This window comes from Bartonella sp. AP331QHHD (assembly GCF_042195905.1).
Lineage (GTDB): Bacteria > Pseudomonadota > Alphaproteobacteria > Rhizobiales > Rhizobiaceae > Bartonella.
Window position 1 is genome coordinate 103,465 of sequence record NZ_JBHIPG010000082.1, and the last position, 20,418, is coordinate 123,882.

The 20,418-nt window shown below is 35.9% G+C and carries 13 protein-coding genes and 1 tRNA gene; 7 read left to right on the plus strand and 7 right to left on the minus strand.

What is annotated here, in order from left to right:
- Positions 1-28: 28 nt before the first annotated feature.
- The gene (locus ACFIMS_RS09350) at positions 29-1,018 is read right to left on the minus strand and encodes a carboxypeptidase regulatory-like domain-containing protein (protein ID WP_375638218.1); all 990 of its coding nucleotides are present in this window, start codon (positions 1,016-1,018) and stop codon (positions 29-31) included.
- A 39-nt stretch (positions 1,019-1,057) separates the two neighbouring features.
- Positions 1,058-1,381 (minus strand): HesB/IscA family protein, encoded by a 324-nt coding sequence (locus ACFIMS_RS09355; protein ID WP_375671866.1) that lies wholly within the window; start codon positions 1,379-1,381, stop codon positions 1,058-1,060.
- Between the two features lie 108 nt (positions 1,382-1,489).
- Between ACFIMS_RS09355 and ACFIMS_RS09360 the strand changes: the two genes are divergently transcribed.
- From ACFIMS_RS09360 to ACFIMS_RS09370, 3 genes are all read left to right on the plus strand, one after another.
- Positions 1,490-2,692, plus strand: a complete 1,203-nt coding sequence (locus tag ACFIMS_RS09360) for a deoxyguanosinetriphosphate triphosphohydrolase (RefSeq protein ID WP_375627797.1) — start codon at positions 1,490-1,492, stop codon at positions 2,690-2,692.
- Positions 2,693-2,722: 30 nt separating this feature from the next.
- Positions 2,723-4,480, plus strand: coding sequence for an arginine--tRNA ligase (gene argS, locus ACFIMS_RS09365; protein ID WP_375696688.1), 1,758 nt, complete (start codon positions 2,723-2,725; stop codon positions 4,478-4,480).
- 151 nt (positions 4,481-4,631) lie between these two features.
- Complete coding sequence (locus ACFIMS_RS09370; RefSeq protein ID WP_375683061.1) at positions 4,632-7,148, plus strand: SPOR domain-containing protein; 2,517 nt, start codon at positions 4,632-4,634, stop codon at positions 7,146-7,148.
- Between the two features lie 177 nt (positions 7,149-7,325).
- Here ACFIMS_RS09370 and ACFIMS_RS09375 read toward each other — a convergent pair whose 3' ends face one another.
- Positions 7,326-7,601 (minus strand): hypothetical protein, encoded by a 276-nt coding sequence (locus ACFIMS_RS09375; protein WP_375611528.1) that lies wholly within the window; start codon positions 7,599-7,601, stop codon positions 7,326-7,328.
- Positions 7,602-7,911: 310 nt separating this feature from the next.
- Between ACFIMS_RS09375 and ACFIMS_RS09380 the strand changes: the two genes are divergently transcribed.
- Positions 7,912-9,018 carry a branched-chain amino acid aminotransferase gene (locus tag ACFIMS_RS09380; protein WP_375613100.1) on the plus strand — a complete coding sequence of 369 codons (1,107 nt, stop codon included), beginning with the start codon at positions 7,912-7,914 and terminating at the stop codon, positions 9,016-9,018.
- Between the two features lie 105 nt (positions 9,019-9,123).
- On the opposite strand, the gene glpX is transcribed toward ACFIMS_RS09380, so the two are convergent.
- Together glpX and ACFIMS_RS09390 are read right to left on the minus strand one after the other, a co-directional pair.
- A complete protein-coding gene (gene glpX / locus ACFIMS_RS09385) occupies positions 9,124-10,110 on the minus strand; it encodes a class II fructose-bisphosphatase (RefSeq protein ID WP_375696689.1) in 987 nt (328 codons plus the stop codon).
- Between the two features lie 142 nt (positions 10,111-10,252).
- Positions 10,253-11,569: a homoserine dehydrogenase gene (locus ACFIMS_RS09390; RefSeq protein WP_375627802.1), complete on the minus strand. Its 1,317-nt coding sequence runs from the start codon at positions 11,567-11,569 to the stop codon at positions 10,253-10,255.
- Positions 11,570-12,902: 1,333 nt separating this feature from the next.
- Between ACFIMS_RS09390 and ACFIMS_RS09395 the strand changes: the two genes are divergently transcribed.
- From ACFIMS_RS09395 to ACFIMS_RS09405, 3 genes are all read left to right on the plus strand, one after another.
- Positions 12,903-12,977 (plus strand) — tRNA-Glu (locus ACFIMS_RS09395).
- Between the two features lie 791 nt (positions 12,978-13,768).
- Positions 13,769-14,983 (plus strand): NADP-dependent isocitrate dehydrogenase, encoded by a 1,215-nt coding sequence (locus ACFIMS_RS09400; protein ID WP_375681401.1) that lies wholly within the window; start codon positions 13,769-13,771, stop codon positions 14,981-14,983.
- Positions 14,984-15,101: 118 nt separating this feature from the next.
- Positions 15,102-16,529, plus strand: coding sequence for an MFS transporter (locus tag ACFIMS_RS09405; RefSeq protein ID WP_375629058.1), 1,428 nt, complete (start codon positions 15,102-15,104; stop codon positions 16,527-16,529).
- A 44-nt stretch (positions 16,530-16,573) separates the two neighbouring features.
- Here the strand turns inward: ACFIMS_RS09405 and ACFIMS_RS09410 are convergent, their stop codons facing one another.
- Together ACFIMS_RS09410 and tgt are read right to left on the minus strand one after the other, a co-directional pair.
- Positions 16,574-17,773, minus strand: coding sequence for an MFS transporter (locus ACFIMS_RS09410; RefSeq protein WP_375681400.1), 1,200 nt, complete (start codon positions 17,771-17,773; stop codon positions 16,574-16,576).
- Positions 17,774-19,057: 1,284 nt separating this feature from the next.
- Positions 19,058-20,176, minus strand: coding sequence for a tRNA guanosine(34) transglycosylase Tgt (gene tgt / locus ACFIMS_RS09415; RefSeq protein ID WP_375696690.1), 1,119 nt, complete (start codon positions 20,174-20,176; stop codon positions 19,058-19,060).
- Positions 20,177-20,418: the final 242 nt, after the last annotated feature.

Sequence of the window (20,418 nt, forward strand, 5' to 3'; positions counted from 1 at the left end):
TCGTAGTTTACCCCCCCATGAACAACAATCAATCCACATCTTCATCAACTCGCTGCATATTTTCTTCATTCGCTATCACACTTATATCTTCATCATGACCAGAAACGACTGAAAAAACTTTTTGATAGATTTTATCTTTATTTTTAGCAATTGCAATATACTCTCCCTCCGCTAACACGAGTGAAACATACGCACCTACTGTTTCATAAACGATATCACCAGAATCATTGGCAAGAGACCAACTTGTATCTGCAAGCGCTTCTCCTCTTTCTTGTCGCACCAGCTTTAAGACAATCTGAGCGGCCTGATGTTCAAGAGTAACTTCTGTTATTTTACCCGCATCCACTTGAATATCCGAACGAGCCGTCGCATTAATAGAACCATAATGGGAAGCAACATGGTAGCGGCCAGCTTTTAAACGCACAACTGATTGGGGTTTAACATTTGATATAATTACTCCCGTATCATCATTTTCTTTTTCATCCTCATAAATGGTAAAACGGAGTTCCTTTTCATTCATTACGCCATTGAGCAGTGTTGCATTTAAAATGACACCACCAGCCTCAAGATTAAAGTTTTTTACAAGACTCTGCCCATTTTCTAAACGAATATGGCGCACAGCACTCATATGACCAAATGAGACATGAACAAGATAATTTCCTGGTTCGAGATCAAAACGTGCACTTCCCCCCTTATAGGTTGCCACTAATGGTAACTTATTATCAATCCCTAGAATAGGAGCATAAACCCGCCAGACAAGCCCTTTTTCAATATCCGGATGACTATTTGTTAATCGAGCATTCAAAATGAGTTGTGTTTGAGATGCTAAGTTTTCGTTCTCCTGCTTTTGAGTCTTTACAATAAAACTCCTTGATTGTCTCTGCTGCTGATCTTGCCCTTCTCCTGCTTCAGAAAAAGCACAGTGGCTCCAAGTCAATAAAGAAAGCGCCACGCACAACCATACACATCGGTGCACTATTTTTATAAGAATACCCATTTTTGCATTGTTGATCAACATGATCTTTTTTTCAAGAAACAATATCACACAGCCATCATTTTAAATTGAGAAACTTACACCACAACCACATGATGAAACAGCATTGGGATTGTGGATTTGAAAAGACTGCCCCATAAGATCATCAACAAAATCAATCTCAGCTCCTTCCATAAAAGGAAGTGATAGTAAATCAATAAACACAACTGCCCCGTCTTTTTTGAGAACGAGGTCATCTTCACACATTTCAGAAACCAAGTCATATTTATAAGAAAAACCAGAACACCCACCACCTTCAACAGAAATACGTAATGCTATTTTATCGGGTTCACGCAAAAGTATCTGTGCAATTTTTTTGGCAGCAATATCTGAAATTTTCACATTCATTTTATATATCCTTGCATTAAACCATCAAGAAAGAGTATCCTACACTCAAAGAGCAGTTTATTTCTCATAAACCACTCTCAATTTTAAGATGATAATAGACAGCTTGCAATGGATATAGGCAATATCAACTTCAATTACCAATCTCGAGCAGTATACAGTGCTCATCCACAAACAAGCCGTGGTCGATTATACCATGAAACGATGAGCACCACACGCTCACCTTTTCAACGAGATAGAGATCGTATTATCCATTCTAATGCATTTCGACGTCTTAAACATAAAACGCAAGTGTTTATTGCTGATGAAAGCGATCATTACCGTACTCGCCTAACCCATTCCATAGAGGTTTCTCAAATTGCAAGAACATTAGCCCGTGCCCTGTGTCTTGATGAAGACCTTGCCGAAGCCATTGCCCTTGTTCACGACTTTGGACACACACCCTTTGGCCATGCAGGAGAAGATGCTCTTAATGAAGCCATGGTACATTATGGCGGCTTTGATCATAATGCACAAGCATTACGCATTGTAACAAAACTAGAACAGCGCTATGCAAATTTTGATGGACTTAACCTTACATGGGAAACCCTCGAAGGACTTGTAAAGCATAATGGTCCCCTTTTAGGTCCTCACGCAAAGAATAAGGAGGTTCCTATCGATATTTTACAATACAATGCAAAGCAAGACCTTGCACTCGATTGTTTTGCAGGGCTAGAAGCGCAATGTGCTGCTATTGCAGATGATATCGCATACAATGCGCATGATATTGATGATGGTCTACGTTCGCAATTTTTAACACTCGATCAATTTGAACATGTTCCACTAACAGCAGCAATATTAAAAGATATAACAGATGAGCATCCCCACCTCGACCAAGCGCGTCGCGGTTACACACTTGTACGAAGACAAATAACAACCATGGTTGAAGATGTTATCAAACAATCACAAGAAAATTTAGCACGCATCAAACCAACAAGCATAAACGATATTCACCAAGCAAAACAAACCATTGTCACCTTTTCACCGACAATGACCGTTTATGAAAAAGAACTAAAAAACTTTTTATTTAAAAATCTTTACTACCATGAACAAGTTCTTAGTCGTCGCAATGCAGCAAAATGCATTGTACAAAAATTATTCAATTGTTATTATGAAAATCCAAATACAATGCCTGAAAGTTGGCAGAGCAAAACAGTGCACTTAAAAAATCAAGAGTTAGCACGTTTGATTGCTGACTTTCTTTCAGGCATGACGGATCACTACGCTCTACGTGAATATCAGCGTTTATTTGACCATACAGATAATTTCGTTTAATGGCTTTTGGCATCATCATGGAAGCTAAATATGAATATCTTTAAAAACTTCGAAAAAAAAATTAAGAGATCAATTGAATTATCTGATATAAAAGGAAAAAATGGAGAAGATCTAGATTTATCAAAAATCACTGTTGATCCTCCGCGTGATTCCTCCCACGGTCATTTATCAACCAATGCTGCTATGGTGCTTGCAAAATCTATTGGAATCAATCCACGTGCACTTGCAGATAAAATCATAGAACTTCTTAAAAATGATTCCTCTATCGAAAATATAGATGTTGCCGGTCCTGGTTTTATAAACATAAAGCTTACAAAATTATTTTGGCAAGATGCTATAAAATCTATGCTTGAATTAGGCACTTCTTATGGTCGTATTCCAATGGGACAAGGAAAATGCGTCAATGTTGAATATGTCTCAGCAAATCCCACTGGACCAATGCATGTAGGACACTGCCGCGGAGCAGTTGTTGGGGATGTTCTCTCCAATTTGCTACAATTTACGGGCTATAACATTACAAAAGAGTATTATATCAATGATGCGGGTCAACAAATCGAAGTCCTCGCCCATTCGGTACTATTGCGCTATCGTGAAGCTCTTGGGCAAGAAATTAATGAAATTCCAGAAGGACTCTATCCTGGAGAATACTTGATACCATTGGGTCAATCGCTTGCTCAAGAGTTTGGTGACCAACTCCTCACGATGGATAAAGATGAAGCCTTATCTCTTGTGAAAGAACGTGCAATTCATGCAATGATGTCCATGATTCGCGAAGATTTGGCTGCTCTTAATATTTATCATGATATCTTTTTCTCTGAGCGAATGCTTTATGCAGATAATGCACGCGCCATTCGTAACACCATCAACGACCTCACTTTAAATGGTTATATCTACAAAGGAAAACTCCCCCCTCCCAAAGGACAAAATACAGAAGACTGGGAACCAAGCGAACAAACTTTGTTCCGTTCAACAAATGTCGGTGATGACCAAGACCGTGTTTTAGTCAAATCTGACGGTTCTTACACTTATTTTGCTGCTGATGTTGCTTATTTTCGGGATAAATTTAATCGTCATTTTGATGAAATGATTTATATTCTAGGCGCAGACCATGCGGGCTATGTAAAGCGGCTAGAGGCAATGGCAAAAGCAATTTCTGGGGATAAAGCTAAATTAAGTGTCTTCTTGTGTCAATTGGTAAAACTTTTTCGCAACGGTCATCCTGTACGCATGTCAAAAAGAGCAGGATCTTTTGTCACTCTACGGGATGTTGTCGAAGAGGTTGGGCGTGATCCTGTGCGTTTTATGATGCTATACCGTAAGTGTGAAGCACCTCTTGATTTTGATTTTGCAAAAGTAACAGAACAATCAAAAGATAACCCCATCTTTTACGTACAATATGCAAGTGCACGTTGTCACTCAGTCTTTCGTCAAGCACAAGAAGCGCTTCATATTAAAAGCTTTTCAAATAATACATTGATTGCCCATCTTCATCGATTAACAGATGACCATGAAATATTGTTAATACGCAAACTTTCTGAATATCCACGTATCATTGAACAGGCCGTAATTCATAAAGAACCGCATCGATTAGCGTTTTACCTTTATGACCTTGCCTCCAGCTTTCACACCCATTGGAATAAAGGGAGTGAAAATCTCAATTTACGCTTTATTCAAACTGATGATAAAGAGTTATCCTTTGCAAGATTAGGATTGATACAAGCTGTTATCAATATTTTATCATCAGGGCTTACCATCATAGGAGTCGAAGCACCCATAGAAATGCGTTGAAAAAGTTCTATAAATACATACAATAGGTACTCTATTGATAAACTTTTTCATGTATCCTTGCATGAGAGGGGGAAAATTTATAATTTTAATATAACAAATCAAAATCAACCATTGATTGCACGTAAGTGCAAACCATCATGTGAGAAAAGCTATGAGCGATAACGATCGCAAAAATCTACACGAAACAAAACACGATCATGAACACCATGATCCTTTAGAAAGGCTTACGCGCATTTTTAATCCGCACAAACAAAGCGGAAACCAAAATGAGCAATCGTCTTTAAAAACAGAACGATCAACATCTCACCCCGAAACATCATCCCATGATGATGATTTTGATTTCTCCTTTCTAGAAGAGGAACTTGAAAAAAATTTAGCACATGACTTACCGTTTGATGATCAAAAAAAACAATGGGACTTGCATGCAACCAGCAACGCAACAGCCTCAGATATTGCACAATCTTCTTCTTTCAACCATTCAAAACAAAATAATTTATCTGAAGAGAAATATTCTTCACCTAGCAGTCATGATGAAGAACAAATTTTAGATGAGCTTTCTCCATTACCAATCCCAAAGAATCAATCACATCAACAGAAAAAAACAGCAACCAATGCTGATCCTTTTCTTGAAAAAAGTAATCTTATGTCACAATCAGAATCAGAAAATTTCTTTTTTGATAAATCTGAAAGGCACGAAAATAAGAGAGAGACGCCAGAAGATGTTGAACAAACCAATCGTTTTTCACAAATAAATTCACAACAACCTGAGACTACGAATATACAAAAAACTTATGAGGACAATCAAAACCTCTATGACACTCCTATAAACCATCCCTATAAAATTTCAGCTGATCAAGAAAATTGGATTAAAAAAGATTATCCTGATGTCTCCTCTTCTACAGAGGAAAATGAGTTTTTCTCATCTTCTAATCTTGTGTCAGAAAGACAAAACACTGCAAGAAATCAAACAACAAGTACCTTCTCCTCACCTTTAGATTCTCCACCAGTTGATAGACAATCTTATTTAAAGGGAGCTTCACAAGAAGATCATACAACCAATTATCCCCATTTTTTTGCAGACCCCCCCTCACAACAAGAAACTTATGGCGAAAAAGTTCCGATATATGATGAGGCTCGAGCCCAATACATCAATAACGCCGAAGGTGCCTCTAACCCAAATAGAGAAATTTCATATAATGAAAATAATTTAGATGAGTTTCTTTCCTCATCCCCCTCTTTAAATACAAAACAAACGGATGGCTTTTTTGCCCATAACTATACGCACAGAGATACTCCCCCTCCCAATGTTGATACTTATAAATTTTCAGAGGAAATCGTAGAAAAAACTGGTCCTATTATGGTTCCAGAAGTCCCGTATGAAGCGCCAGAATATGATGTGCCAACTAATGGTGGTTTAGAAGAAGAATTTGCTGATGTACTCAATGTAGGGAATGTCCCAACGGATAATTTTTCTCAAAAAAAACAGAAAAACGAGGTTTTTAGTGAAGTTTTTCATCAGTCTATGCAAAATTCAAAAGAAGGTGTTTATATAAACTCTAAAGAACAAAATTCCGACTATTTTTCTTCTGCCAATATGGAATATAATTTTCCCTCTTTTAGCGAGAATTCATCATACACAAACTCAGATGAGGTTCCCACACCTCCATCAGCTCCTCCTCCCTTAAAAAGTTTTATTTTTGGTAAAACTTTCATTAAAGGTTTTTTTATACTTATTTTAATAGGACTTGGGTTTGCTGGTTATTCTCATTTTTTTATGCCATCACAAAAAAATGAAGAAACGGTCATTATCCACGCTGATAATACGCCTTTTAAATTCAAACCAGAAACAACTGAAACGAAAAATGATGTTGCACATAATTTAGATATCTATAAACAAACAACTGAACAAAATGAGAAACAAGAAAATACACAACAATTTCTTATTGATAACTCTGAACAACCTGAAAATTTAAAAGAATTAAACCCTGAAGAATCTTCAAGCGTTTCCTCATCGTCTTTAAATGAATCTGATGTTGAAGATGCAGTCACAGAAGCCATAAATCATACTATTCCAATGCGAGAAGTACAAACTGTTATTGTCAATCAAGATGGTACAGTTACACTAGCCCCTGCGCATCAAACAAACAGCAAAACTGCTGCTCAATCTGAAGAAAGCATTGATCAAACTTCTAATGAACTTCAAGATTCGTCCCTTGTTTCGTCGCATGATTCTGACATAAACGACCAAGAAAGAGATCATGATCTCAAAAATAATATTGATAAAATAATCGCAGAAAATAATTCTAGCTCAAATATTGAAGAAAAATTTATCCCTATCCCTTCTCATGCAGAAAGAAATACACAAGTTGAAACACCAGCCGCGTCTCGCCCCATATCACCAAACAGAGTCGCAGCACAAAATTCAGAAAGTTATTACGTACAACTTGCATCTCAACCAACGTATGAGCTCGCTAGAAATTCTTTAAAAAATATGAAATCTAAATTTGGATTCCTTATCGGTGCCCGTTCTTTAAATATTCAATCCGCTTTTATACCAGGAAAAGGTACTTATTACCGTGTTCGGCTTCAAGCGCAAGACCGTAATGAAGCCATAATCCTTTGTGAATCCATTAAAAGTTCTGGTGGAAGCTGCTTCATCACACGCTAAACCAATAATGCAACGGTTTTAACAACCGTTGCATTATTTATTTCCATACCATTTAATTACTTATCAAAAACTTCAGAAATTAAAATCATTCCTCTCTTTTTTATGTCTTTGTGCTGACTTTATTCCTTAATCTACGTCGATTTTCGCCCTATCTAAAAGATTATATTTACGAAAAAATTACTCCGTACCCTTATAGGTATAAGGTACAGGAGGAAGTGAATTTAAATCTTTTTTGGGCGTTGTTACACTTTGGCTTGTTTCTGGGGTATTATAACGCGAACTATGTTCAGGAGATTTTGCAAAAAAAGATCCTAAAAAACCAAAAATAAACCAGATAATAACCATCGCAAGAAGAATAGCAAAAATACCCTTAGCGATTGAAACAGGTTGTTCACGACCTCTTCTTTCTGCGGCCATACGTTCTTCATATGTGTGATAATTTTTATCAATCATAGTGGATTCCTTTTCTCAATTCCCTTACCTTTAAATTTCTAGAAAATATGCATATATGAAATTATTCAGATACTTATTGTGAGAAAACGATAATTATAGACAAAAGTTCCAGCTTACTTCATAAAGTTGAGAAAAAGAAGCGAGGATAGAATTAAAATATCTACCCTACTCTAGCCTTTGAATTCTATAATAAACCCCTTTGTATTCTATAATAAAACATTGACACAAAGGTTTTGTTAATAATAGAGTTATAATCAAAATATTTCATTATTTTTATTAATAAAAATGAAACATACTCAAAAGGTTTTTTATGAAATCTCCCATATCATCGCTTCCCTTTAAAATAGAAAAACACCCATCTCCTCTGTCAGAAGAAAAATATGAAGAAATTTTAAAAAGTCCCGGTTTTGGTCAATTTTTTACAGACCACATGTGTACTATTCAATGGACTGAAGACAAAGGCTGGCACAATGCCGTCATTTCTCAATACAAAGCTTTAGAAATTAACCCTGCAAGTACCGTTTTACATTACGGACAGGAAATTTTTGAGGGTTTAAAAGCATATCGTGCAAAAGATGGACGCATCTTGCTCTTCCGTCCTGATGCCAATGCACAACGCTTTATAGAATCAGCACAACGTTTAGCTATGCCAGAATTGCCAAAAGATATTTTTCTGGATGCCGTTCATCAATTAGTAAAGATTGATCAAAAATGGGTTTCTGATCAGCCCAACGCTAGCCTCTATATCCGTCCATTTATGTTTGGCAATGAAAACTTTTTGGGAGTCCGCCCTTCTCAAGAATATCTTTTTTGTGTCATAGCCTCTCCAGTTGAATCCTATTTCAAAGGAGAAGAAAAATCTGTCAGCGTCTGGATTGAAACAGATTATAGTCGTGCCGGTCCAAGAGGAACAGGGGCTGCCAAATGTGGTGGAAACTATGCAGCAAGCTTACTGGCACAAAAAACTGCAACTGAAAATAATTGTAGCCAAGTACTCTTCCTTGATATGATTGAACATAAATGGATTGAAGAACTTGGTGGTATGAATGTCTGCTTTATTATGGACAATAATACACTTGTAACCCCCCCACTTAATGGAACTATCCTTCCAGGGATAACCCGTGATTCAATCTTAAGGTTAGCTCAACAAATGGGATTAAAAATAGAAGAGCGTCCTTATTCTTTTACAGCGCTTCAAGAAGATGCAAAGAGTGGACACCTTAAAGAAGCCTTTGCTTGTGGTACAGCTGCCGTTGTCACATCAATTGGTCGTTTTAGATATAAAGGGGGAGAATTTATTATTGGAAATGAAACAGTTGGAGAAGTTACAAAGCAGCTTCGTACACAATTGGTTGGCATTCAAAAAGGGAACATAGAAGATAAAAATGGCTGGGTACATTCTGTCCAGATCTCATAATATTTAAGGTATTCTCATATCTATAAACGCTTCCATGAAAGTAGATTCATGGAAGCGTTTTTCCTAGAAAAACTCCCTCTATTTTTAGTGACAAAAAAGAAAGCATTAATCAAATTTCGAATGATTTCTATGCTTTGCTTTAATATTACGGACTGTACCCGTATGGGAGCGCATTACGAGAGTTTCCGTTTGAATGTAACGAGATGTAAATTTAACACCAGAAAGCATATTGCCATCTGTCACCCCTGTTGCTGAAAACAAAACATCACCCTTTGCCATTTCTTCCATTGTATAAACCTTATTGGGATTACTAATCCCCATTTTAGCTGCACGAGCAATTTTCTCTTCTGTATCTAGCAGCAAACGACCTTGCATCTGTCCTCCAATGCAGCGCAAAGCAGCAGAAGCTAAGACACCTTCAGGTGCTCCACCAATCCCCATATAGATATCAATACCTGTTTCTTCTGGATCAGTTGTATCAATAACAGCAGCCACATCTCCATCCCCAATCAAGCGAATCGACGCCCCTGTCGCTCGTACTTCATTAACCAATTTTTCATGACGAGGTCTATCCATAATACAAACAACAATCTGATTAACAGTCACTCCTTTAGCCTTCGCAAGAGCATGTATATTATCGGTAGGACAAGCATCTATATCGACTACTCCCTTTGGATAACTAGGACCAATAGCAATTTTGTTCATATAAACATCAGGGGCATAAAGGAGATTACCCTTTTCAGCAATTGCAACTACTGCCAAAGAATTGGCAATATTTTTAGCACAAAGTGTTGTACCCTCTAGTGGATCAAGTGCAATATCGATCGCCAATCCACTTTGAAAACCTACTTTTTCTCCAATATAAAGCATAGGCGCTTCATCCCGCTCACCTTCACCAATCACCACTGTACCATCAATAGGCAATCGATTAAGTTCTTGCCGCATTGCATCTACAGCAGCCTGATCCGCTGCCTTTTCATCGCCACGTCCGCGCCAGCGTGCAGCAGCAACAGCAGCACGTTCAGTAACACGTACCAATTCAAGCGTCAAAATACGATCAAGTCCATTTAAAATCTTCTGAGTTGTGGGCATATGAAAAAATCCTACCGAATGAATACCAGAAAAAATATGAGTCCTTATTAAATACTAAGAATAAAGTTTTTTGGCAAAGATGAAAATTTTCCACAAGAGATAAAAGAACTCAAGCGTGCTTTTTTTATTATCAAGAAAGTTATCAATTCTTTGCCATAGGTTCAATACGAATAAATTGAGATTTTGCAACAAGATGTCCATCTTTTTCAATTTCTGCAAGTGCCTGTCGTACATTCACCTCTGTTGTTTCGTGCGTAATTAAAATAATTGTTTTTTCAATTTGATCTTCTACAAAAGATCTTTGAACAATCGACTCCAATGAGATGTGATTATCAGCCATATGCCTTGCGACCTCGGCAAAAACGCCAGTACGATCATGAACATTTAAACGAATAAAATAACCACCTGCATGATGCGAAATACGTGCTTTTTTATGAGGAGCAAGTTCTAATGCTGGACGTCTTAAAACAGGTGCATACTGAAAACCAGAACGTGCTTTTGCTATATCAGCCAAATCACCAATAACGGCTGATGCTGTTGCCTTTCCTCCGGCGCCAGGACCAGAAAACAGTAATTCACCTAATAAATCACTTTGAATAGAAAGAGCATTGGTTACACCATTTATCTGTGCAATCATTGAGGATGTTGGTACCATTGTTGGATGAACGCGTTGCTCTATTCCAGAATCCGTTTTTAATGCAACCCCTAAAAGCTTAATCCGATACCCCAATTCATCAGCTGCTCGAATATCAATTTGCGAAATATTATGAATTCCTTCAACATAAACATCATCTAACGAAACAGCAGTTCCAAATGCCAAGCTTGTCAACAAAGCTAATTTATGAGCAGTATCATTTCCCTCAATATCAAAACTTGGATCTGCTTCAGCATACCCAAGTCTCTGTGCATCTGCTAAACAATCTTTAAATGAAAGACCTTCCGTAAACATACGTGTTAATATATAATTACAGGTTCCATTGAGAATACCATAAATTCGCGATATGCGATTACTAACAAGTGATTCTCTCATCGCTTTGATAACAGGAATCCCCCCTGCAACAGCTGCTTCAAAATGAAGAAAAACACCTTTTTTTTCTGCAATTATAGCCAGCTCTACTCCATGTCGAGCAAGAAGAGCTTTATTGGCTGTTACAACATGATGTCCCGCCTCAAGCGCTCTCTTAACAGCGGTATACACCACATCCAATTCACCACCAATTAACTCTACAAAAACATCAATCTCATCAGAAGCAGCCAACTCCACAGGTGAATCAAACCATTTTATACCACTAAGATCAATTCCACGATTGCGACCTTTATCACGCGCACTAACAGCAACAACTTTGATGAATCGCCCACATTGACAAGCTAAACTATTGGCTTTTTCACATAGAGTTCGAACAACTGAAGTACCAACTGTACCAAGTCCCGCAACACCAACCTTTAAAGCTTCTGCCATTATTAACCACTGATCCCTATCTTCATTGAAAAATCGTTTAAATGATGTGCCAATCAACACAAAAAGTACTTATGTTCATAAGAACAAAAGAAATACCCTGCTCTATTTATTTCATTTTCTCTAATAGAATTATCCCCGCTTGTTCAATCAACATTCCTAAAAATATAATATTTATTGTCTTCAAAGATTTCAGAATCTTTATAAAATATCTAATTCAGAATGAAAATCTGTAAAACAGATAAATGCAAGTTTCCATAAAAAAAGTTCTAAAAAATAATCAATAACAAGTTAAAGAATATTGAAGACTTGGTAAGAAAGAATAAAAACATCTCTTCTAAATCAACAAGTATGGAACAAAAAACATTCTTTCATATGATAACTTAGGGAATGGATAAAATGAAAGTAGATCAGTAAATGATAACACATTCCTTCCTACCATTCCATAGCTTTAACTATAAATCTTTAATGCAAAAATCTTAACGCACTCATATATCAAAATAGAACCTTACATTAAAGTAAAAAACAAGACTTAATATGCGCACACCCTAATTCTGAAATATTATAAATATGGAGAATAAATTTGCAAAATTCGAATATTTTATCTCAACTTATTGCACCTCTTTAAAAAACTAGCGAATTGAAATGAGAAAAAACTCAATCTACCCTTTATCCACACTAATTCATTTTCAAATCAAGAACCTTCTCAATATGTAAAAGAGCAAATGAATGGTTTTTAATTTTAAAAATTTTACAGACATGTAAAAGTAAATATAAAAAAATATTTTCTTCATATATTCTATAAAAATTGATTTAATATTTTCATTTTTAGCATACAGATATCTATTTATATTTTGTTAAACTGCAAATAATCTATGGATTGTTCATAGAAAAACTTTTGTATTATTTGTTAATTTGGTAATAAATATTTTCTTTCTACTTCATAAATTATACAGTTTTTGCTTTATGATAAACTCAAATGAGAAATCTTCTGTATAAAGGCTCTTTCAAGCAAGTTAAATAATATTCTCATGTGGTGAGCAAAGATAACAAGCGATAAAATATGCAAAAAATAAATACATTAAAAATGCTGTTTTTGATCATTTTTGCCTACTCCTCAAAACTGAAAATATCATTCCCTGAGATGATACCCACATCAAAATTTTCTATCAATCATGATAACTTTATATTTTTTCTACAAAAAATCTTAGAAAATAAAATGATCTAAACAGGAATCGCTCAAAAATTATTCAATAAAACACACTTTTTTCAAAAAAAATGACACAGAGGGCTTGCGAAGTAAAAAGATCCTCTCTATAAGCCTCATCATTGGTTTGCGCCCATCGTCTAGCGGTTAGGACATCGCCCTTTCACGGCGGAAACAGGGGTTCGATTCCCCTTGGGCGTACCATGTTTCTTTTTTCTATGTGTAATATATTCATTTTATTTGTGTTTTTAAAAATGAGGGATGCATAAATAAAAATGAGGGAATAAGATTTTAAAAGGAATATCTTCGTAAAAAGGATACAAGAATCATTAGGTGATTAATTTCTTTGTTGCATTTCGAGGATAGTGCTTTACTGCGCATAGTTAATAACAATAAGAATCGATAAAACATAAGAATTAGAAGATTCTAGCTCGCGATACGGTAATTTTATAAGTCATATTCTTGCGTATGCTGTTAATTTTTAAATTAAAACCAGCCGCATCATTTATACGTTTTTTTCAACCTTCAAAATTGAAGTTTATCTCAAACGCATTTTATATGAAGCATTTCTAATTACAGTGCCTTTGTTATTACATTAAACTTTTTATAAACAAACAGACCATAAGCTTAGAATTGAAATAGCAATATAAAAATAGTTTCTTATTCACCTAACACAACAAATCAAGAAACTATAATTCAGAATACGATCAACTTATTAAATGGAATCTCTGATAATAAAAATGCATAATCCCTATCCCCCGGTGATCTAACTACCTTATCTATTAAACAGATTCTTCATCAATCATCGAATAATTATAGATTTGCAAACACATCACTTCTTTTCAAAAATTAAACCCTCCAACAAAATTTTACACTCTATTGATAATATATTCTAAAAGCTCATATTTGAATGCTTTTTTCCCTTGTTTTTACTTTTCATTATAAACTTGAAAGTGTTATACAAGTAGTATCGCTTAAAAGAAAAAGGATTTCTAATGGTAAAGATCAAAGTAGAAAACCCCGTTGTTGAACTTGATGGGGATGAGATGACCCGCATCATCTGGAAATATATCAAAGATAAATTAATCCATCCCTACCTCGACATTGATCTAAAATATTATGATCTTTCCGTCGTAAATCGTGATGCAACCAATGATCAGGTAACTATCGATTCTGCCAATGCTATCAAAAAATATGGGGTTGGTATAAAATGCGCAACCATCACACCTGATGAGGCACGCGTTAAAGAATTTAACCTAAAAAAAATGTGGAAATCACCTAATGGCACAATCCGCAATATTTTAGGAGGAGTCATTTTTCGCGAACCCATTATCTGTAAAAATGTCCCTCGCCTTGTTCCTAACTGGACAAAGCCAATTATTATCGGACGTCACGCTTTTGGTGATCAATACAAGGCAACAGATTTTAAATTTCCAGGAAAAGGGAAATTAAGTATTAAATTTGTCGGTGATGATAATCAAGTTATTGAACATAATGTTTTTGATGCTCCAAGCGCAGGGGTTGCCATGGCTATGTATAACCTTGATGAGTCAATTCGTGATTTTGCCCGCGCATCCTTTAATTATGGACTACAACGGAATGTTCCAGTTTATCTTTCAACAAAAAATACCATTCTAAAAACTTACGATGGTCGTTTTAAAGATATCTTTCAAGAAATATTCGATACGGAATTTAAAACTGAATTTGAAAACCGTAAATTATATTACGAACACCGTCTTATTGATGATATGGTTGCTTCTGCATTAAAGTGGTCAGGTGGATACGTATGGGCATGTAAAAACTATGATGGTGATGTCCAATCTGATATTGTTGCCCAAGGCTTTGGTTCTCTGGGTCTCATGACTTCTGTTCTCATGACACCTGACGGCAAAATTGTTGAAGCAGAGGCAGCACACGGCACCGTAACACGCCATTATCGTCAGCATCAAAAGAATGAAGAAACATCAACGAACTCTATTGCATCTATTTTTGCATGGACGCGTGGACTAGCGCACCGTGCTAAACTAGATAACAATGAGAAGTTAAAAAACTTTTCCACGACATTGGAAGAAGTTTGTATTAAAACCGTCGAAGAAGGTTTTATGACCAAAGATCTCGCACTTTTGATTGGGCCTAAACAAAAGTGGCTTTCTACAACAGGTTTCCTCGATAAAATTGATGAGAATCTCAAAAAAGCAATGAGCAATTAAGTTATTACTTAAATTAAAATTCAAAGCTCTAAACAGAGCTTTGAATTTCTCTTGGCAAATTCAAAGAAGTACCTTATAAGTAAAAAGAGGATAGATTTTTATTAAATAGCAAACAACAGTGAAAAAACAGGGCTGGTCTGCGCTTTTATTGGGTAAAAATGGTCTTTGCTTTTTAACGTTTACAGGTGGAGTTGTGTTACACGCCACCAACGTTTATATTGTTATTACTATTTTACCCTCTCTTATGAATCATATTGGCAGTGAAATATATTATTCTTGGGTGGCTACTGTCTTTATTACAGCTTCACTCGTGGGTACTTCACTTGCAACAAAAATATTAGGGAAATTAGGTCCTCGCAATGCGTATGTTATTTCTGGACTTATCTTCACCCTAGGCACTTTTATGTGCAGCATTTCTTCATCTATGCCATTGTTTTTAATAGGACGCTTTATTCAAGGATTTGGAAGTGGTTCTTTGTTATCCCTATCCTATTCCATGGTACGGATTGTTTTCAGCCCATCTTTATGGTCACATGCATTAAGTATTATCTCTGGAATGTGGGGAATATCAACCTTGTTAGGACCAGCAATCGGGGGGCTTTCTGTATATTATGGGCTATGGCGAGCATCCTTTTTGATCATTGGCGTATTAGCTATATTTTTCTCACTCATCGCCTTTAAATTTTTACCAAAAAAGAATGAAAACGATGTTCCAACACCCCCTCTTCCTCTTCTCCAGCTTTTCACACTCACCTTATTGATTTTTATTATTTCTGTTGGAGGGGCTATGGAGTCTACAATAGCAAAAATTTGCGGATTAGTTATCGGACTTAGTCTTCTTTTTGTTCTAGCAAAAATCGAATCATCTACCCCTCATCCTATGTTGCCTCGCAAATCCTTTTCTTTCTCTTCTGAAATCTTTTCTGTTTACGCATTGATACTCGTTATGACAACAGTCGTATACAGTATAGAACTTTATTTTCCACTTTTTCTTCAAGAGCTTCATGGGCAAGCTCCACTTATTGCTGGTTATATAGCAGCACTTATGAGCCTAGGGTGGACATGTGGAGCCATCTCAAGTGCTGGTCTCTCCACAAAAAAAATTCGCAACATCATTGTATACTCGCCCCTATTAAAACTGTTAGGCATAATGATTCTTTTATGGCTCATCCCAACAGAAGTTTCCGCGCTTGAATATATTTTTATTATTTGCTTAGCACTGTTTTCTATTGGAATCAGTGCGGGCATAGCATGGCCACATTTGCTCACAAGGATCTTACAATGTGCAAATGATGAAGATGCTCTCCGTGCCAGTGAATCCCTCACCTCTGTACAACTATTTTCAGCAGCCTTAAGTGCAACTCTAGCAGGAGTCATCACCAATCTTGCAGGCCTCTTTAATCCTGGAGGAACAATAGGAATGATCTTAGCAGCAAAAACTCTTCTTATAGTGCTCATGGGTCTTTTATTTTGTCTTGCTATTCCATTAGCACTGCGCATTTCTTACTTCATATTGAAAAACCCAACAGGACATTCCAATAACTAAAAATAAATATAAAAATTCCTTCTTCATTTAAAAAATGAAAAATATTAAGCATGCTTCTCCATATACCATGAGATGCAAAAAACCATTAATCCACACAAAGTTAGAACACTTCCTAAAACAGCTGTATATTCATAACTATAGCCCAATTTTAAAACTAATGCTCCAGATTCAGCACCAAGAGCGTTGGCAATATTAAAAGCAGACTGCATTAATGCTCCTGCCAAAATCTGTCCCTGTAGTGCAACATCCATAATTTTTGTTTGTATAGAAGGCATAGCAGCAAAAGAAGTTCCAACAAAAAAGCATCCTATTGCCGCTGTTAACGGAGCATAGGATAAAAAGAAAAAAAGAAAAAAAACAAATACGCTCCAAAGCATAGAGAAAAATATCATCGGTGAAATGCCAATTTTAACAGCTAATTTAGGCCCCAAGAGATTTCCTATCACCATTCCCAATCCAACTAACGGCATAATAAATGGTACCCACTCAAGTGAAACACCAGAAATATGCATTAATGTTGGCTTGATATAAGTGAAAACAGAAAATAATCCTGACGCTCCCACCGACACCATCAACAAAAGAAGCCACACCTGCTTTTGCTTTAATACACCCATTTCTTGCAAAGGATTCGTTTTTGGAAAACTTGAATCACAAGGAAAAAAATTCCAAATAAGCAAGCTACACAATAAAGCAATCATACCCACAAGGATAAAAGCAATCTGCCAACCAATAAGTTGACCAATCCAAGTAGCACTGGGTGCTCCCAAAACGGTTGCAATTGTTAAGCCGAGCATAACATATCCAACAGCTTTAGAACGTTCTTTCATTTCTACCATTGAAGAAGCAACCATAGCCGCAAGTCCAAAATAGATTCCATGGGGAAGTCCACTGAGAAAGCGTAATACTACTAATATGCTAAAATCAGAAAAAAAGGCACTAGCAATATTTGCTAAGGCATAAAAAAGCATTAATCCCATCAAAACAGTTTTGCGTGATACCTGAGCTGTTGCCACAGCTAAAAGAGGTGCTCCAATCACAACTCCTAATGCATAAGCAGAAATATATTGACCAGCGGTAGGAATATCAACATAGGAACTTCGTGCCATCTCTGGCAGTAGCCCCATTGCGACAAACTCTGCAGTACCAATAGCAAAACTCCCCACGGCAAGAGCTAAAATTATTAAACGCCGTATTCTCGAATCAATTCCCAATGCAAGAACCTTTTGTTGATAAAAATCCTCCATACTATCACTTCTGGATAGGAGTTTTAACTGTAAATATCTGTAATACACACAAACAAAAATTCAAAACATTATTATACGCATGCCCAATAGTCCCCAATAAAGTTTTAGAAATATTTTGATATATAAAGCATTTTATAGAGTTTTAAGTAAGATTCTTTAATGGAAAATCTTTGAAAACCTCAAGATCATAGACGTATTCACCTATTTCTATCAGATCTACCAGATAATAAACTTTGTCTCCTCTTTTCAGCCATTGTAATTTTACAGTGAAAACTTTATTTTGCAACGATATACTATATCCTATAAATAATTCTAAAATTTGCCGAAGAATGCATTTCAAACAAGTGAATAATATCTCATCATTATCTTGATACAAAGATAAAACTTCTCCCCCAAAATTATTGTTGCTTTATTTTGCTACCTGAATACAGATTCCCCAAATCGATAAGCTATAATTTCAACTTTAGGCCATTCTTATAAATTATTATAGAGTCTTTTAAAAATTCTCATGATAATAGTGCTTGGTTTCTAGATTTATTAAATACCCTCTTTTAGACATCTTTACCCCTCCCTCATCTAACAGAGGAATCGCATCAGATATCTAACTCACTATCTGTAAATTAAAATATTCACGTAAATATATTATGATTATTTTCAGATAAATTCTATAAACAAAGCAAAAAACAAATATAATAAATTTTGTATAAGTATGTTTATTGATGTTTTATAAACATGACAATTACCGTGATTAATATTTAATTTATTATGACATAATATCTATATTTTTATTATATAAATAATATTACATAAATCTATTTTAAAGAATATTTATATATAAAAACTTAAAAAATAAAATTATAACATTTTAAATGTTGTAATTTTATTTTAGTTTTATTTTAATTTTCTAAAAATTTATCTGTTCGATTGTATATAATCCATTCTTTACCTTTAGTAATAAAAAACACAAAGTAGCTCATAAAAATACAATTTTCATACTTCTTTAAGAGTTCGCTAACGCCTCATTAACATTGTTGCTGTAAACAGTCATCAGAAACAGAAAAACTGTTTTTCTCCGGATCAGGTAGCGCGTACCGGAGTAACAGTTTCTGTTTTTATCTAGTAATTAGAAAAAGAATATGTGCCCTATAAAACCGCACTGTTATATCCTAAGATAGTGGAATTTTATAATTTTGGAAGATGTTTCTAATTTCATTTTTTAGCTAAATTTGTAAGTGTGAGAATAAATTCAATAAAAAAATGAGGTGCTATATTACGATTAATATTTTAGCGTCCTTGTGCCCATAGAGCACGCGTTTCAGCGCAAAAATCGGCATAACAGCCTTCCTCAATGGCATCACGAATTCCCTGCATAAGTTGTTGATAATAAAAAAGATTATTCCACGTCAACAACATCCCCCCAAGAGATTCACCAGATTTAATCAAATGATGCAAATAAGCACAACTATAATCATGTGCTGCTGGACAAAGTGACTGTGGATCAAGAGGAAGTGGATCTTCTGCATAACGCGCATTACGCAAATTAATTCTACCAAAGCGGGTAAAAGCTAAACCATGACGTCCTGCACGCGTCGGCATAACACAATCAAACATATCAACACCACGAGCAACACTTTGTAAAATATCATCAGGTGTCCCTACTCCCATAAGATAGCGTGGTTTATCCTCTGGTAAAATCGGACAAGTAGTATCCAATACTGCTGTCATAACACTCTGCGGCTCACCAACAGCAAGCCCTCCAATAGCGTAACCTTTTAAATCTATTTCTTTTAATGCTTGAGCAGAACGTTCACGCAGTTTCATATTATCACCACCTTGAACAATCCCAAACAATGCTTTATCTGGCTGCTCTCCAAAAGCTGTTTTACAACGCAGCGCCCACCGCAATGAAAGTTCCATAGCTTCTTCCATTTCTTTTTCAGTTGCGGGTAATGCAATACATTGATCCAACTGCATCTGGATATCCGCACCAAGAAGTTCTTGAATTTCGATAGAACGCTCTGGACTCATTTCATAGTAGGCTCCATTAATGTAAGAACGAAAAATCACACCTTGTTCAGTAATTTTACGGATTCCCGCCAATGACATAACCTGAAAGCCACCAGAATCGGTTAAAATAGGTCCGCTCCAGTGTGAAAATTCATGTAATCCTCCTAAACGCGCAACACGTTCAGCTCCTGGACGTAACATTAAATGATAAGTATTCCCCAAAATGATATCTGCACCAAGATCACGAATTTGATCCATATACATAGCCTTAACGGTTCCTGCCGTCCCAACAGGCATAAATGCGGGTGTACGAACACATCCTCGCCCCGTTATAATTTCGCCTCGACGTGCATACCCATCTTGAGCAATTTTTCTATAATGAAATGTCTTTATCATAACTCTCGTCTTTTTGATTCCATCAATGCATATCTCTATAGAAAGAAAAAAGATATCCCCTTACGAGCATTGTCAAAAGCTTTATGAATTAATTTTTGATTCGCTCAATATTGTAATCAGCATCAAAAATTAAACGAGATAAAAGAACATTTCTTGTTAAGAAACCACCATAATAAAAGTGATAATCTAGCTCCCAAAAAATAGTAAAATCCTTGTAATACCATACCTCAAAATACCTACGC